The sequence below is a fragment of the Pseudomonas bubulae genome (assembly GCF_900618535.1).
GTDB lineage: Bacteria > Pseudomonadota > Gammaproteobacteria > Pseudomonadales > Pseudomonadaceae > Aquipseudomonas > Aquipseudomonas bubulae.
In genome coordinates, this window is the sequence record NZ_UYJA01000001.1 from 1,118,230 (window position 1) to 1,134,227 (window position 15,998).

At 53.7% G+C, this 15,998-nt stretch carries 16 protein-coding genes and 1 tRNA gene; 11 read left to right on the top strand and 6 right to left on the bottom strand.

All coding sequences use genetic code 11. The features are described 5' to 3' along the window. The first annotated feature begins 386 nt into the window (after positions 1-386). The 5 genes from PPTH39_RS04890 to PPTH39_RS04910 all read left to right on the top strand — a co-directional run bounded on the left by PPTH39_RS04890 (position 387) and on the right by PPTH39_RS04910 (position 3,803). A complete protein-coding gene (locus PPTH39_RS04890; protein ID WP_095018787.1) occupies positions 387-656 on the top strand; it encodes a hypothetical protein in 270 nt (89 codons plus the stop codon). A gap of 18 nt (positions 657-674) precedes the next feature. After that, positions 675-1,106, top strand: coding sequence for a hypothetical protein (locus PPTH39_RS04895; protein WP_019827035.1), 432 nt, complete (start codon positions 675-677; stop codon positions 1,104-1,106). Then, positions 1,103-1,384 (top strand): hypothetical protein, encoded by a 282-nt coding sequence (locus PPTH39_RS04900; protein WP_019827033.1) that lies wholly within the window; start codon positions 1,103-1,105, stop codon positions 1,382-1,384. The genes PPTH39_RS04895 and PPTH39_RS04900 overlap by 4 nt, the downstream gene beginning before the upstream one ends. 137 nt (positions 1,385-1,521) lie before the next feature. Then, complete coding sequence (locus tag PPTH39_RS04905) at positions 1,522-2,976, top strand: hypothetical protein (RefSeq protein WP_130871704.1); 1,455 nt, start codon at positions 1,522-1,524, stop codon at positions 2,974-2,976. 485 nt (positions 2,977-3,461) lie between these two features. Beyond that, positions 3,462-3,803, top strand: coding sequence for a hypothetical protein (locus PPTH39_RS04910; protein WP_130871705.1), 342 nt, complete (start codon positions 3,462-3,464; stop codon positions 3,801-3,803). A 1,242-nt stretch (positions 3,804-5,045) separates the two neighbouring features. On the opposite strand, the gene PPTH39_RS04920 is transcribed toward PPTH39_RS04910, so the two are convergent. Continuing rightward, positions 5,046-5,122, bottom strand: a tRNA-Val gene (locus PPTH39_RS04920). Between the two features lie 184 nt (positions 5,123-5,306). Between PPTH39_RS04920 and PPTH39_RS04925 the strand changes: the two genes are divergently transcribed. Continuing rightward, positions 5,307-6,590 (top strand): NAD(P)/FAD-dependent oxidoreductase, encoded by a 1,284-nt coding sequence (locus tag PPTH39_RS04925; protein ID WP_130871707.1) that lies wholly within the window; start codon positions 5,307-5,309, stop codon positions 6,588-6,590. Between the two features lie 119 nt (positions 6,591-6,709). Here the strand turns inward: PPTH39_RS04925 and PPTH39_RS04935 are convergent, their stop codons facing one another. Further along, positions 6,710-7,387 carry a peptidase C39 family protein gene (locus tag PPTH39_RS04935; RefSeq protein WP_130871708.1) on the bottom strand — a complete coding sequence of 226 codons (678 nt, stop codon included), beginning with the start codon at positions 7,385-7,387 and terminating at the stop codon, positions 6,710-6,712. Positions 7,388-7,611: 224 nt separating this feature from the next. Between PPTH39_RS04935 and PPTH39_RS23510 the strand changes: the two genes are divergently transcribed. After that, a complete protein-coding gene (locus PPTH39_RS23510) occupies positions 7,612-7,779 on the top strand; it encodes a hypothetical protein (RefSeq protein ID WP_165446485.1) in 168 nt (55 codons plus the stop codon). Positions 7,780-7,839: 60 nt separating this feature from the next. Here PPTH39_RS23510 and PPTH39_RS04940 read toward each other — a convergent pair whose 3' ends face one another. Continuing rightward, positions 7,840-8,595 carry a TerC family protein gene (locus PPTH39_RS04940; protein ID WP_095002290.1) on the bottom strand — a complete coding sequence of 252 codons (756 nt, stop codon included), beginning with the start codon at positions 8,593-8,595 and terminating at the stop codon, positions 7,840-7,842. 30 nt (positions 8,596-8,625) lie between these two features. Next, entirely contained in the window at positions 8,626-8,865 is a 240-nt protein-coding gene (locus PPTH39_RS04945; RefSeq protein WP_095002448.1) for a hypothetical protein, read from the bottom strand. 135 nt (positions 8,866-9,000) lie between these two features. On the opposite strand from PPTH39_RS04945, the gene nhaR reads away from it, so the two are divergent. Further along, complete coding sequence (gene nhaR / locus PPTH39_RS04950; RefSeq protein WP_095002289.1) at positions 9,001-9,900, top strand: transcriptional activator NhaR; 900 nt, start codon at positions 9,001-9,003, stop codon at positions 9,898-9,900. Here the strand turns inward: nhaR and PPTH39_RS04955 are convergent. After that, positions 9,887-11,050: an MFS transporter gene (locus PPTH39_RS04955; protein WP_095018959.1), complete on the bottom strand. Its 1,164-nt coding sequence runs from the start codon at positions 11,048-11,050 to the stop codon at positions 9,887-9,889. The two genes, nhaR and PPTH39_RS04955, sit on opposite strands and share 14 nt — an antisense overlap. 281 nt (positions 11,051-11,331) lie before the next feature. Between PPTH39_RS04955 and sstT the strand changes: the two genes are divergently transcribed. After that, positions 11,332-12,564, top strand: a complete 1,233-nt coding sequence (gene sstT / locus PPTH39_RS04960) for a serine/threonine transporter SstT (RefSeq protein WP_095021189.1) — start codon at positions 11,332-11,334, stop codon at positions 12,562-12,564. A 725-nt stretch (positions 12,565-13,289) separates the two neighbouring features. Here the strand turns inward: sstT and PPTH39_RS04965 are convergent. Then, positions 13,290-13,799, bottom strand: coding sequence for a DUF1993 domain-containing protein (locus PPTH39_RS04965; protein ID WP_016780360.1), 510 nt, complete (start codon positions 13,797-13,799; stop codon positions 13,290-13,292). A gap of 110 nt (positions 13,800-13,909) precedes the next feature. On the opposite strand from PPTH39_RS04965, the gene PPTH39_RS04970 reads away from it, so the two are divergent. Then, complete coding sequence (locus PPTH39_RS04970) at positions 13,910-15,217, top strand: MFS transporter (RefSeq protein WP_130871802.1); 1,308 nt, start codon at positions 13,910-13,912, stop codon at positions 15,215-15,217. A 107-nt stretch (positions 15,218-15,324) separates the two neighbouring features. Beyond that, on the top strand, positions 15,325-15,996 hold the full coding sequence (locus PPTH39_RS04975; protein WP_130871709.1) for a YceH family protein: 672 nt from the start codon (positions 15,325-15,327) through the stop codon (positions 15,994-15,996). The last annotated feature ends 2 nt before the right edge of the window (positions 15,997-15,998 follow it).

The following is a 15,998-nucleotide window of genomic DNA, read 5'->3' on the forward strand; positions in this document are numbered from 1 at the left end:
TGTAGAGCCTTGCAACCATTGCCTGAGAGGAGGCTACAACACAACTAACCTTATATTATTAGCTTCATTTATTTTGCACCTGAAAGTTTATAGAACGGGTATATATTAGTACAAGAGATACATTTCTCTACTCTTCTAAACTCTCCACCTAGCCAAAAGCTCACCCTCTATAATACAGGCACATATAGCATACAAGCCCCCTTCACCCCAAGACATAGCGCCCCTACTTCACTGTTTAAACAAACACAAGACACCTTTCTTCTATAAAGCCTAATGGGATGTATAAGAGAGCAGGATTTTATTGTGAAAATATTAAGCACTGACAACAGGGGACTAATACGACAGGAACCTAACTGTCACACAAACCAATAATCCAAGGAAACAAAATGACAATTACATTAGATGACATTATCACCTTGCAACACAACAAACTCAACACGCTCTCTCGAAAGCTAATCTACCTTATGATCCAAGGTAACGCCAAGGTCGAAGGTTGGGCTACTATCTCTCGCAATGACTTCTCTAAAGCCACCACACTACCCAGCCGCTCAGTTGACACTATTCTGAAATACCTAGTTAGCATTGCGCTAATTGAGCGCCGTAAGTCTGGCGACAAGCACTCCTCCCCTTATCAATATCGCATCATCAAACCATAACCACTGAGGATAATAAAAATGAAAGTACTAAGCCGCAATGACTTGCAAGACCTTGCCAATGCAACAGGCCGTAGCCTAGAGGAAGTTATGCATATTGCCCAACAGTCTGGGTGGCAATACTCTGACTCACCCACTAAGCCCCTACGTGGTCTTGACAGCGCTTCTGATGCTTACGCAATGATGAAGCTAGCGAAAGAACAAGCAATCTCCCACCTGTATCAGAATGATCCTCTAGTGCGCGAGAGCATCAATGCACAAGCTGCTGTTGAGCAAGCCCGTAATGGACTCATCACAGTTAAGCCTAGCAATCTCAACTACGACGCTAACGGCAACCTGCAAGGAATTACGCATAGTGTTGTTAGTGGCACCCATGCTACTGGCAAGCATCAAACAGAAACCATGAAAGCTATTAGAGCTGACATCTATAAACGTTTTGGAGTAACAGAATGAACATGCACTTTATGTCTGAAGGTGAGCGCCAGTACATTGAGAAGCGTAAGGCAGCATTGGCTGCAACTGCTGAATGGATTGATAGCAAGAACTCTAAACTTGTAGGAGAAGTCAAAACCTACAAGGGTGTTGAGTACCAGATGGAACCTCGCGGCACCTATGTGTGCCTCAACCAGCCAGCATCAAGTAGTTTAAGTGGCTCATTCACATCAGCATTTGCCCTACATAAAATCATAGATGACCTTAAGACCACCAACAAACCAAAAGAATCTAAATGAACACAGCTTTAAGCTGGCTTATTACAGTTTTAATATTATACACAACCTATTCCATATTGTTAGTACTCGCAACACTGACACTAACGCTACTTGCCTAACAAGGAATACCCAGCATCACACCAAACACAAAGGACAATATGAATTCTAAGACACTATTTATTGCCGAGGCGCTCCCCGGTAGTGGCAAGTCCACAAAGTTTATTCAATCCCTCCCCGAGCTAATCCTTGACAGCCACATTGTGTATGCAATGCCTACTAACGCGCTTATTAAAGAGTTAGCTTTAGACATCAAGCTAAAAGCGGGCATCTCTCCCACAGTTATTACTTCAGACACTACAGATCATGTCACAGTCAGCGTAGAGAAGGCCCTAGCAGCTCACTCACAGCCTTTGATTATGCTCACTCATGAAGCCCTAAGACGTATAGATGCTCGCCTCTTAGCGGGCTGGGAGCTTGTTGTGGATGAGGTGCCTAGTGTTTCTGACTGCAAGGGCCATCAGTTCGACAGCATCAGCTATCTTGGGAGTATTGGTAACTACCTTAGCGTTACCCCTGAAAAGAAAGCAGAGATTAAGCCTGAGAGTATTGCCCTTGTTGAGAATATGATTAAAGCTAAGGACAGTAGCGCACTCAGCGAGTCAGCCCTAGACGTACTGAAGGCTATGCTCACACCCAAATGTAGTGTTGAGGTGGAAGCTCAGAACACTAAAGGCAAGCGTCTTGTACGCATTGTGCGCTATAGAGATTTCCTTCCAGCCTTCTCGTACGCTAACAGCGTCCACATCCTAGCCAATAATGTGCGTGATACCCTTCTGGGTATCCATGCCAAGCATCAAGGGTGGGGATTTGAGCCTTCTCTTTTCACCCCTGAGTTCGATGGTTATGGTAAGCGTGTTGAGCTACACCCTTTCCTTACTGGCAAGTACTCTAAGACACAAAGCATGATGCAACGTAATGGTAAGCCTGCTGACACTTGGGATGATGGTGTACAGCTAGCTGATTGGTTGCGCTGTATCACAGCTATGGTTGGTGACGAAAAAGGTCTAGCCTTTGCACACCAATGGATGAACCATAACTTCAATGACAATATCACTAAGCTGCCTATTGATAGCAGGGGTATTAATGGCTATCAAGATAGACACATTGCTATATGTCTTCAGCATGGAAACGTAAGCCCTGATGATGGATTAAGCTTTCACACTCTAGGTGAGATGTTAGGTGTTCCTGTTGCTGAAGTACGAAAGGCAATCGAATTCGAACGTTTCTATGAAAGTACATTACAAGCTGTAGCCAGGACATCTCTTAGAGACAGAAGCAGCACAGAGCCAGTCACATTATTTGTTCAGAGTATGGACATGGCTGTGTACCTTCAAAGCAAGCTAGGCCGCTTAGCTACTATCAACACTGAATTGAGTATGACTCCTTGGGAGAAGGAGCAATCAGAGAAGAAGAAAGATAAAGCCCTTCTTCAAGCAGAGGTAATTATGATGTTTCAGATTGAAGGAGTGGATCGACAAGCAATCGCCGAGAGACTTAATGTTCCTTACCATCAGGTGAGACGCTGGACTGCAAGACTTAAAAAAGTAGCATAATGTGCAGCGTCATCAGATATTTTGTGCACTTTTCCTTAAAGACTCCTTAAGAGAAATTGCACAATTTATGACATAGAAATACCATTACTTCTTAAACACCTTAAGACATGTGAGCATAATGCCCAACGTCAACATGCTTTTGCCCAATTTTCCTTAAAGACTCCTTAAGAGCTTTTGGGCAATTCATACAACACCAAGACCATTACTTCTTAGATACCTCTAAGGAGAGATAGTCCTATTAAATACTTCTAGTTTATTTCTACCAGACCTAATCAATAAGTATTTAAAAGCAGAAGCAACGTCAGCAAAGCTGACAAAGAGCACGCATTCAAAGAGAGGATCAAAGGCGGAACTGCTTACCAGCTATTCGTTCTTGATCTTTCTTTAATGCGGATGCCACTACGTGGCGTGCTCTTGTTTCTGCTGTCACGCAGTGACTCCTACTGAAAGCACATTACTGCCAATCTAACAAATCAAGAGTACATATGAAAACTATAGATAACAATAAGAAAAGCTACATCGAATCATTCTCACATTCAAATCTAGCAGACAAGCTAGGCATTAGCCTTACATCACTTGACGCTCAAGCAGAGTCGTTAGGTTGGAAGGATGAGCATCGCTTGTATTGGTTTGATAAGTCAGTAGAGATTCTAAAACAAGAACTAGTTAACGGCAATGTATCAGCTGTTAAAGAAATGCTAAAGCTAACTGGCGCTATCAGACCTGTTGGCAGACCTCGCAAGCTAGATGTAGAGCGCCACATAGCTATAGAAGCCAAGGTAGCTGAAGAATGGGCTACGGACGTACGCAGGATGAGTGTTGTTTAGGATAATTATTTAGTTAATGAGAAGAAGCGTATTGACTCTAAGCACTACCCACCACATTGATATGGGAATTTCACACGTAGCTATAGCAGGTTATTTTCTAGGAGATTCCTAGATGCCCTTCTCGGGTGCTCAATGCGTTACCACACTGGCCGTTCTTCACAGAGGCTAGCGCCTTCTATGCCTGATAGTTCAGCTACCAGTAACCTGCCCTCCTAACAAAGCCAGAAGGGGTAAGCCAGCGTATAAAGCCACGCCTTGCTGGGGAGTTCTACCAACCATCCTCCCATTGTCCGCTTAGCTTTCCTGTTACAACTACACCATTAAAGGTTCCGCCATAACGCTAGTCACTTCACAGCGCCTCCTAATGAGACATACAGTTCAGCTTATGCTAGGCCCGCTTGCCTATGAAGCCCTTTATATAATGTAACCCATCAAAAATCAAGATTGACTGTTATCCATCAAATTCATCACACAAACCCTAGCATGGTCAATATGCGCCTGCTGCCCGAATTTACTCTCGATAATCCCTAGCCCAGCAATTAGAAACTTACACGAGTCCTGAGCTACAGCCTCTACTGCATGCCCTTCAGATTTCAGGTGAGAGAGCGTTAGCATGTGCATATTGCAACCACCCTCCTCCATCGCCCCATGATAGAGACTGCGGTGCATACCAATAAAATCAGCAACCTGATTCCCAAATGCCTTCCCCCGCCAAGCTGCATATATCCCACCGAGCATAGCAACCACCTTAAACTAACCACTAGATGATTAATTTGTAGCAGAAATTCAGGAGGTGCATTGCATAAGAAGGAGCCTATCCCATACCCCCCTGCTCTCCCCCTCGACTAGCTCGCACAGATTCTCAAACAGCAACCCTCAATGTGTGCGTAGAAACAAACACAAGGGGGTGGCCTGTAGAGCGTCAGCCGGCAGGCGCTTAAGACACAGCAGGCACGTAGCTCAGTTGGTTAGTAGCCAGCCCAAGTGAGGCACGAACAACGGGCAAGGGAGTGAGTTTGCGAACGTACCACCACCTAGACAGGAAAGTGCTCAAGCCTTATGTATCAATAGGTTAGGTATAGTCATTCACAATTCAGAGTGTGAACAGAGGCAGGCATGAATTCACGTTCACATTGCCTTGTGTGAACGAAGCCTATAATTTGTGAACGTTTTCTTAGACAACAAAAAAGGGCCCACCTTTCGGTGAGCCCTTCTAGACCGCCCAGCAGAGCGGATTTTGTTTGGTAGGCGCGATTGGACTCGAACCAACGACCCCCACCATGTCAAGGTGGTGCTCTAACCAACTGAGCTACGTGCCTGCTGTGGGGTCGCATTCTATAGATTTGCGGAGGGGTGTCAACACCTTTTTTGCAGCTAACCCTATGAATAGTCGAATTTTTTATTTTTAACCCGAAAACACTTAGCCGCCAGTGGCTGGCGGGCGGTTTTCAACTCAGGTAGCATCGGCTTCACTCGTAAAAAATATAAAACAGAGGCTGCAGAATGTCGAACACTCCCTATCCCCAGTCCTACTATGCGGCTTCAGCCAATCCAGCCCCTGGGCGCCCTGCCCTGCAGGGCGAGGTGGAGACGGATGTGTGTGTTATCGGCGCCGGCTATACCGGGCTGTCGAGTGCGCTTTTTTTGCTGGAGGCCGGTTTCAAGGTCACGGTCCTGGAAGCAGCGAAGGTGGGGTTCGGTGCTTCCGGACGCAATGGCGGCCAGATCGTTAACAGTTACAGCCGCGATATCGATGTCATCGAACGCACTGTCGGCGCCAAGCAGGCTCAGTTGCTGGGGCAGATGGCCTTTGAAGGCGGCAAGATCATTCGTGAGCGTGTGGCCAAGTATCAGATCCAGTGCGATTTGAAAGACGGCGGCGTGTTTGCCGCCATCACCGCCAAGCAGATGGGCCATCTGGAAGCGCAGAAAAAACTCTGGGAGCGTTTTGGCAATACGTCACTGGAGCTGCTGGATCAGCGCCGGATTCGTGAAGTGGTTGCCTGTGATCAGTATCAGGGCGGGCTGCTGGATATGAGCGGCGGGCATATTCACCCGCTCAATCTGGCGCTGGGCGAAGCCGCTGCCGTGGAGTCGTTGGGCGGCACCATTTATGAGCAGTCCCCCGCTGTTCGCATTGAACGCGGCGCCAATCCTGTGGTGCATACCCCCCAGGGCAAGGTGCGAGCCAAGTTCATTATCGTCGCAGGCAATGCCTATCTGGGCAATCTGGTACCGGAACTGGCTTCCAAGTCCATGCCCTGCGGTACACAGGTAATCACCACCGAGCCCCTGGGTGATGAGCTGGCCAAGACTCTGTTGCCACAGGACTATTGCGTTGAGGACTGTAACTACTTGCTCGACTACTATCGCCTGTCCGGTGACAAGCGTCTGATTTTCGGGGGCGGCGTGGTGTATGGCGCACGGGACCCTGCCAATATCGAGGCGATTATCCGGCCGAAAATGCTCAAGGCTTTCCCGCAGCTCAAGGATGTGAAAATTGACTACGCGTGGACGGGCAACTTCCTGCTGACGCTGTCACGCCTGCCTCAGGTCGGTCGTATCGGTGACAACATCTATTACTCACAAGGTTGCAGCGGGCATGGCGTGACCTATACCCATCTGGCTGGCAAGGTGCTGGCTGAAGCCCTGCGCGGGCAGGCAGAGCGTTTTGATGCGTTTGCCGATCTGCCCCACTACCCTTTCCCCGGCGGACAGCTGTTGCGTACACCGCTGACTGCTTTGGGTGCCTGGTATTACAGCTTGCGGGACAAGTTCGGCTTTTAACTCTTGTGGTGGCTATGTGGGAGCGGGCTTGCTCGCGATGGCATCGCCGCAGACTGTCAGGGAGGTCGCGGTGAATTTATCGCGAGCAAGCCCGCTCCCACAGGTATTTTTGCCAAAACTTACCTGTGGGACTCCAGCGTCTTGATCGCTGCTGCACCCGCCTGCTCCTGGCCCGAGCGGGACAGTTCATTGGCAATTTTCAGCCAGCGGGCCTTGTCGACGTTGGCCGGTAGCTGGGCCGGAGACAAAATCAGCACGGCCCAGCCTCCGGCATCCTTCCACGCCGACTCGAATGTGCTGAAGTCCATCAACCGCCGACGCTCCATACCTGAACGCAGCAACACCGTGCCTTTGGCGCGGTTGTAACCCACCAGCATCGCGTAGCGCGGCTCGGACCACAGGGTGCCGTCGCTAAATCGCAGCATCACCGGGTAGCCGGCTGCCACTTGAGTCAGCAACGCAGACAGGGATTTGTCCAGCGGGTACACCATCAGCCCGTAACCCGCCGCAAGCTGCTCGATATTAGATTGCAATGAGGCTTCGGCACCCGGTAACTGCAGCGGTTTGACCAAAAGTCCGGGGGTGATGCGGACTCTTTGCTCACTGAGCATGCCCGCCAATATTTGCGGGGCACCCTGGTTGGCATTGCCGCGGAAAAACGGCACGCCATTGAGCTCTACCCGTTCTGGCAAGCGTCGAAACTCAGGGGGTTCGACACTGGCGCAGCCCACCATCGCTAACGCAAACACCCCCATCAGCCACAGCCGCGCCGATTTTGCCCCTGTCACTGCCCGCATATTGCCTCGCTCTTAATAAACGCCAGACCTCAAAGTCCGCCATGACCGTCAATCATAGGGCGCCAATAATGCGAGGTATAGCCTTAAGCCACAGCCCAATGGCTGATATAGAGCGAATCGATTAGCCCTACACGACCTTCGGTCAATAGACTGCAACATCGCACAGGCTAGACTGTCATCTGCTTAGCGTGTGTTTGAGCCCGTAGGGGGCAAAGGAGGCACTGATGAGCCCGATACTCACTATTTTTCTGCTGATTGCCGGTTGGCTGGCCGTTGCTGGCGCCATGCTCTGGGGCCTGATGCGTATTAGCCGCCATCATCACCCGCAGGTGCAGGCAAAACCGCAAGATATCCCTGAAAAACCGGTAGCTGGCGCAGCAAGCGCACATTGAACCCACAAAAAAGCCGTCCACCCCAAAGAGAGTGGACGGCTTTTTAACATCAACCTGCGTTTACTTGATCAGCGCAGCCTGACGCCTTTCCCGGATCTGACGCGCCACAATGTTGAGTGTTTCAACCGTGGCCGAGAACGCCATCGCTGCATACACGTAACCTTTCGGCACATGGGCACCGAACCCTTCAGCGATCAAGGTCATGCCGATCATGATCAGGAAGGCCAGGGCCAGCATCACTACGGTCGGGTTGTCGTTGATGAACTTGGCCAGAGGCTCCGAAGCCAGCAACATCACCATCACCGCCACCACCACTGCAATCACCATGATCGGCAAGTGCTCGGTCATGCCCACCGCCGTAATGATGCTGTCGATGGAAAACACCAGGTCAAGCATGAGGATCTGGCCGATGGCAGCGGCAAAGCCCAAGGTGACTTTCGACGACACGCTGTCGGCTTTTTCTTCCACTTGCGGAGTCATGCTGTGGTGGATTTCGCTGGTGGCCTTCCACACCAGAAACAGACCACCGGCAATCAGGATCATGTCCTTCCACGAGAAGGCCTTGCCCAGCACTTCAAATACCGGCGTGGTCAGTTGCACGATGTAGGCAATGGTACCCAGCAAGCCCAGACGCAGGATCAGCGCCATGCCGATACCAATACGGCGTGCCTTGGTGCGGTATTGCTCAGGCAGTTTGTTGGTCAAAATCGAGATAAAGATCAGGTTATCGATACCCAGCACGATTTCCATCACGATCAACGTGGCTAAAGCGACCCAGGCTGCGGGGCTGGCAGCCAGTTGTAAAAGATATTCCATAGGTGTGTTCGGACTCTGCAGTAAGACCAGTTAAATAGCTTTAGATGAATCTTGCTTTTCTTGCTCAGGCTTTTCTTTTTCAATCAGCCCACCGGTGGCTTCGCTGAGCGCTTGCTCCGCAGCCTTGTGAGTGTCATCAATTGCCTGTTTAGCGGATTCAGCGGTTTTGCTCAGCACCTGTTGCGCGGCTTTTTCAGCCTGGTCGCAACCCGCAATCGCCAGCAAACCTGCCGATAACAGTACGGCTACTGCTGCTTTTTTCATGTTCATGGTCATTTCCCTCTCTAAACCGGCAGCCACCAAAGTGGCTTGCGCATAACGCGGGATTCTAGAGAATCCAACACTTCAGGAAAATTCGTATTTTTAAACGCTATACTTCGGTTTTTACGAAGTGTTGCGACGCTGATGCTTAATTACCGCCAATTGCATTACTTCTGGGTCGTGGCCAAGACCGGCAGCATTGTTCGCGCTTGCGAGCAACTGAACCTCACGCCGCAGACGATCAGCGGGCAAATCAGCCTGCTCGAAGATACCTATGGCCTGCCGTTGTTTCGCCGGGTCGGACGCCAACTGGAGCTGACCGAGACCGGACGCCAGGTGCTGCCTTATGCCGAGCAGATCTTTCAGGTCGGCAGTGAACTGGAAAGCATGCTGCGCATGGCGCCCAAGGAACAACAGATCCTGTTTCGAGTGGGTGTGGCCGACGTGGTGCCCAAGTCGATTGTGTACCGCCTGATTGCTCCGACCATGGAGCTGGATAAACCGATTCGCATCACCTGTCGCGAAGACAAGCTTGACCGGCTACTCGCGGACCTCGCTATTCAGCGTCTTGATTTGGTAATTTCCGACAGCCCTATGCCTTCGCACCTGGATATCAAGGGTTTCAGTCAAAAACTGGGCGAGTGCGGCATCAGTTTTTTTGCTACTGCGACGCTGGCCCAAGACTATGCCGAAAACTTTCCGCATTGCCTGCAAGGCGCGCCGCTACTGATCCCCGGGCCCGAAACCATGCTGCGCAGCCGCTTGTTGCGCTGGCTGGCCGAGCAGCAGATCCAGCCGCGAATCGTGGGGGAATTTGATGACAGCGCGCTGATGCAGGCTTTTGGTCAGTCGGGGATCGGCGTCTTTATCGCACCCAGCGTGATTGCCCAGGAAGTGATGCGTCAGTTTGATGTCGAACTGATCGGCCACACCGAGGCGGTCACCGAATCCTTCTACGCCATTACCGTGGAGCGCAAGATCCGCCACCCCGGCATCGTTGCGATTACCGAGGGGGCACGCCGCGAGTTGTTTACCCCGCGCTAGCACACACTGGCGGCGCCTTGGCAGTCATCAGCACCAGCGCCAGCAGAATCGATACCAGGATAAACCCGGCGGCAGCAAACCCCAGGTTATCCAGGCCATAGCTATCGATTACCCGCCCCCCCACCATCGCACCCAGGCCGATCCCCAGATTGGCCCCGGCAATGTTCAGCGACGCGGCAAATGCCGGGGCATGGGGGGCAACTTTCATCAGCCGCACATGGCTGACCAGAAACATGGCCGCCTGGGTCACCCCCCATATGCCCATGGCCGCCGCCAGGCCCAGGGTTGAGTGAATGCTCGGCACCAGCGCCACCAGGCCGCCGATCATAAAGGCACAAAACACCATCGAGGCGATCAGCGGATGGCGATCCACCATGCGCCCGCCCAACGAGTTGCCGATCAGGCCTACGGCGCCAAAGCCCATCAGGCACCACCCCACCAGCGTGCCGTCAAAGCCTGCCAGGCGCTCAAGAATATCGGCCAGATAGGTGTAGGCCGTAAACATGCCGCTGAACACCAGAACGGACAACACGATATGGCCAATCATCAATGGGCTGCGCAGCAGGGCAAACTGCGAACTCAGGGTGACGCTTTCTTTCACTGCCCGGGTGACAGGTAAATAGATCCACAGCAACAGCGCCTTGGCCAGGGCGACCACCGCCAGAATACCGAAGGCACTGCGCCAGCCCCAAGCATCCGAGATCAGGGTGCCTACAGGAATGCCAAATACCGTCGCACAAACGATGCCGAACCCGATTTTGGCAATCGCCCGCCCGGCGTAATCCGGGCCTACGATATCCACCGCCGTTTCGCTAGCCAGAGCCCAAAACACCGGCAACCCCAATGCCGGCAGCAGCCGCGCAAAAGCCATCACCCAAATGTTCGGCGCCAGCGCCGCCACGGTGTTGGCGAAGGCGAACATCAGCAAAATCGAGATAAACAGGCGCTTGCGCTGAAAACGCGCAAAGTAGGCGGTCAAAAACGGCCCGAGGGCAGCGACCGTAAAGGCGAACAAGGTCACCAGCAAACCGGCCTGGGGCACGCTGACCTCCAAGTCGCGGGCTATCGAAGGCAGCAGGCCGACGATGACAAATTCGGTGGTGAGCACGGTAAAGCCGGCCGCAGACAGCAGCAGGATGGGCAACAGCATGAATAACTCCAGAGACAACGAGGCCAGCGAAAGCCCGAAAGGCCCGCTGATTTGAAGAAAAGTGGGGGATGAGCAATGGTAACAGAATGCTTCACCTTGAAGCGATGTAACCCGAAACAAGTTCAACCACGGATGTGGCAGATTGCCCCTGCGTAGGAAAGCACCTACACGTCTATGATAAAGTTCGTATCCCGCCGACTTGCGTCGATCAGCCTGCCCGTTTGCCGCCGATCGCCCCACAGTTTTTCAATGCGCTACCCAGAACAACTAGAGAAACCTTTATGACTGACGCTCCACCTACCCTGCTGCAAAAGCTCATGCGCACCAGCCTGGTAACCCAGATTGTGATCGGTCTGATTGCAGGTATTTTGCTGGCATGGCTTGCGCCCTCGGCAGCGCTTTCGGTGGCCTTTATCGGCAAGGTGTTCGTCAGCGCCTTGAAAGCCGTTGCGCCGATTCTCGTGTTTGTACTGGTCATGGCCTCGATTGCCAACCACAAGCACGGCCAGGAAACCCATATCCGCCCGATTCTGGTTCTGTACCTGTTCGGCACCTTTGCTGCTGCTGTCGTGGCCGTTATCGCCAGCATGCTGTTCCCGTCGAATCTGGTACTGGCCACCGAGAACATCGCCATTACCGCCCCCGGGGGTATCAGCGAGGTACTGCAAAGCCTGATGTTGAGTGTGGTCGACAACCCGGTCAGCGCACTGATGAATGCCAACTTTATCGGCATCCTGGCGTGGGCCATCGGCATGGGCATTGCCATTCGTCATGCCGGCGACACTACCCGCACCGTACTCAATGACCTGTCCAACGGTGTCACCCTGATCGTGCGCGTAGTTATCCGCTTTGCACCGCTGGGCATTTTCGGCCTGGTGGCTGCCACCCTCGCCTCTTCGGGCTTCGGTGCCCTGCTGGGTTATCTGCACCTGCTCACAGTGTTGATTGGCTGCATGCTGCTTGTGGCGCTGGTGGTCAATCCGCTGATTGTGTTCTGGAAGTTGCGTCGCAACCCGTATCCGCTGGTATTTCTGTGCCTGCGCGAAAGCGGGATTACCGCGTTTTTCACCCGCAGTTCGGCGGCCAACATTCCGGTGAACATGGCGTTGAGCGAGCGTCTGGGCCTGCATGAAGACACCTACTCGGTGTCCATCCCGCTGGGGGCCACCATCAATATGGCGGGCGCGGCGATTACCATCACCGTGTTGAGCCTGGCTGCCGTGCATACACTGGGGATTGCGGTCGATATTCCGACTGCTATTTTGCTGAGTGTGGTTGCAGCCATTTGCGCCTGCGGCGCATCGGGTGTGGCGGGCGGTTCGCTACTGTTGATTCCGCTGGCGTGCAGCCTGTTCGGCATCCCGAGCGAGATTGCCATGCAGGTGGTAGCCGTGGGTTTCATTATCGGCATCCTGCAAGACTCCGCAGAAACCGCGCTCAATTCGTCTACCGACGTCCTGTTTACGGCTGCGGCCTGCATGGCCCAGGAAGACAAGCCCCTGCAACAAGGTTGAGGCCATGTGGGGCGGGTAAGCCTGCGATGCTTGCAACTCGGTCTGTCTAAATAACCGGGGCGCTGCCATCGCGAGCAAGCCCGCTCCCACAGTGGATCAGGCCAGCACCTGGCGTTGAGGGTGCCAATGAACCTGTGGGAGCTGGCTTGCCTGCGATGCTTGCAACTCGGTCTGTCTAAATAACCGGGGCGCTGCCATCGCGAGCAAGCCCGCTCCCACAGTGGGTCAGGCCAGCACCTGGCGTTGAGGGTGCCAATGAACCTGTGGGAGCTGGCTTGCCTGCGATGCTTACAACCCGGTCTGTCTAAATAACCGGGGCGCTGCCATCGCGAGCAAGCCCGCTCCCACAGTGGATCAGGCCAGCACCTGGCCTTGAGGGTGCCAATGAACCTGTGGGAGCTGGCTTGCCTGCGATGCTTGCAACTCGGTCTGTCTAAATAACCGGGGCGCTGCCATCGCGAGCAAGCCCGCTCCCACAGTGGATCAGGCCAGCACCTGACGTTGAGGGTGCCAATGAACCTGTGGGAGCTGGCTTGCCTGCGATGCTTGCAACCCGGTATGTCTAAATAACCGGGGCGCTGCCATCGCGAGCAAGCCCGCTCCCACAGTGGATCAGGTCAGCACCTGGCGTTGAGGGTGTCAATGAATCTGTGGGAGCTGGCTTGCCTGCGATGCTTACAACCCGGTAGGTCTGAATGACCAAGGCGCTGACACAGTGCGCTTGATTAGAACGCACCCATGTAGTCACGCTTGCCGATCTCAACACCATTGTGGCGCAGGATCGCGTAAGCCGTGGTCACATGGAAGAAGAACTGCGGCAGGCCGTAGGTCAGCAGGTAAGCCTGACCAGTGAAGCGTTTTTCTTTAGGCGTGCCCTGACGGGTGATGATTTCGATGCCTTCCTTGCCATCGATTTGCTCTGGCTTGATCCCGTCGACAAACGCCAGCACTTTGCTGATCAAGGCTTGCAGGTCGGCAAAGGTCACTTCGCTGTCGTCATATTTTGGCAATTCGATTTCAGCCAGACGGCCCGAAACACCCTTGGTGAAATCAACGGCGATTTGCACCTGACGCACCAGCGGGAACATGTCCGGGGCCAGGCGCGCCTGCAAAAACACGCTCGGGTCGATGTTCTTGGCCGTTGCGTGAGCTTCAGCCTTGGCCAGCACACCGCTCAGGGCGTTGAGCATTTGTTTGAACACTGGAACGGAAGCGGCGTACAGAGAGATAGTCATGGAAGTCTCGACAGTCTGTGGGCAGGAATGCAATGTGCGCCGATTATAGACACGCCAGCGCCCATCTGGTGTATGAAGATCAACCCCAAGCTCAGCCCCTGGACACCCATATGCCCTCTGCTCATCCCTCTACAGTTCCAGCAGCGGACCCGACCCAGGCGCTCTATCGCAAAATCACCCGCAAACTCATTCCCTTTCTCTGCTTCTGTTATCTGGCCGCTTATCTGGACCGGATCAATATCGGCTTCGCTAAATTGCAGATGCTAGGTGACCTGCAGTTCAGCGAAACGGCATTTGGCCTGGGGGCGGGGCTGTTTTTTGTCGGCTATATCCTGTTCGAGGTACCCAGCAATCTGCTTCTGGAGAAAGTCGGCGCCAGGGTCTGGATAGCCCGGATCATGATCAGCTGGGGCCTGCTTTCGGCCTGCACCCTGCTGGTCACCACGCCTGCCCAGTTCTATGTTGTACGCTTTCTGCTGGGGGTGGCCGAAGCCGGTTTTCTGCCCGGGGTGCTGTATTACCTGACCACCTGGTTCCCGACCCAGCGACGGGGCCGCATCATTGCCCTGTTTATGATCGGCATGCCGCTGTCCAGTGTCGTTGGCGGGCCACTGTCGGGCTGGATCATGGTCGCCTTCGACAATACGGCGGGGCTGCGCGGCTGGCAGTGGCTGTTTGTGCTTGAGGCGATCCCCAGCGTATTGCTGGGCATCCTGACCTTCTGGGTTCTGCCAGACAGCCATCACACGGCAAAATGGCTGAACGCCGACGAAAAAGCGTTACTGGAACAGCAACTGCACCAGGACAACGCCGAAGGCCAGAACAGCAAGCACAGTTTTCGCGACGGGTTCTTTAACCTCAAGATCTGGATGCTGGGGGGTATCGACTTCTCCATCCTGCTTAGCGCCTACGCAATGGCATTCTGGATGCCGACGTTTATCCGTAACGCCGGTGTGGCCGACAACTTCCATATTGGCCTGCTCACCGCCCTGCCCAGCGTTGCAGCCCTGATCGGCATGCTGATGATTGGCGCCAGCAGCGACCACTATCGAGAACGCCGCTGGCATATCATTGTGCCCTTTGTGATTGGCGCGGCCGCGATGGCAGCCAGCACTTTTTTCAGCGACAACCTGCTTGTGATCGTTTTGCTGTTTGCCATTGCCTCGGCCGCCATCATTGGCGCCGTACCGGTGTTTTTCAGCTTGCCGGCCACCTTTCTCAAGGGCCGTGCTGCCGCTACCGGCTTCGCCCTCGCGTGTTCGCTGGCCAATATCGCAGGGCTGGTGAGCAATTCCCTGATGGGTATCGCCATCGACGTAACGGGCAGCAGTTCCGGCGCGCTGTGGTTCTTCGCCAGTTGCCTGCTAGTGAGCTGCCTGCTGGTGATCGCGCTGCCTGCCAAAGTGGTTAACCGCTGACACGCAAAAAGACTCTCTGCCACAGACGGGGCTAGATGCCAGTCGCTCTACCGCGCAAAAAACACCACAATGGTCGCTGGCAACGGTTACTCAAATTGGAGATGAAAATGGACGTTCCCGCTGATCAGTTCTCAGAACAGGTACCAAACGATGCTGACGCAGGACCTCTGCTCAACAGTACCGAGATCCGTATTCTCGGCTCCCTAATCGAGAAACAGGTCACCAACCCGGAAACCTACCCGCTGACGCTCAATGCCCTGGTGCTGGCGTGCAACCAGAAAACCAGCCGCGAGCCGGTGCTCAACCTGACCCAGGGCCAGGTCGGGCAAAGCCTGCGCGCCCTCGAAGGGCGTGGTTTTACCCGCCTGGTGATGGGCAGCCGAGCTGATCGCTGGGAACACAAGGTCGACAAGGCGCTGGAGCTGGTGCCTGCGCAAGTGGTGTTGCTGGGCCTGCTTTTTCTGCGGGGGCCGCAAACCCTCAACGAGTTGCTGACCCGCAGTTCGCGCATGCACGACTTTGAAGACACCGAACAGGTCCAGCATCAGCTTGAACGCCTGATTGCCCGTGATCTGGCCCTGCTGGTACCGCGTCAGAGCGGCCAACGCGAAGACCGTTACATGCACGCCCTGGGCGACCCGGCCGATATCGAAACCATCATGACTGCACGCCAGCAACCTGCAGAACGCTCAAGCGCGCAGGCAGTCTCGATAGAGCGTTTCGAAGCCCTTGAGGCGCGCATTGCAGCCCTCGAAGCCCGTCTGGCAGAGCTGGAGTAAAA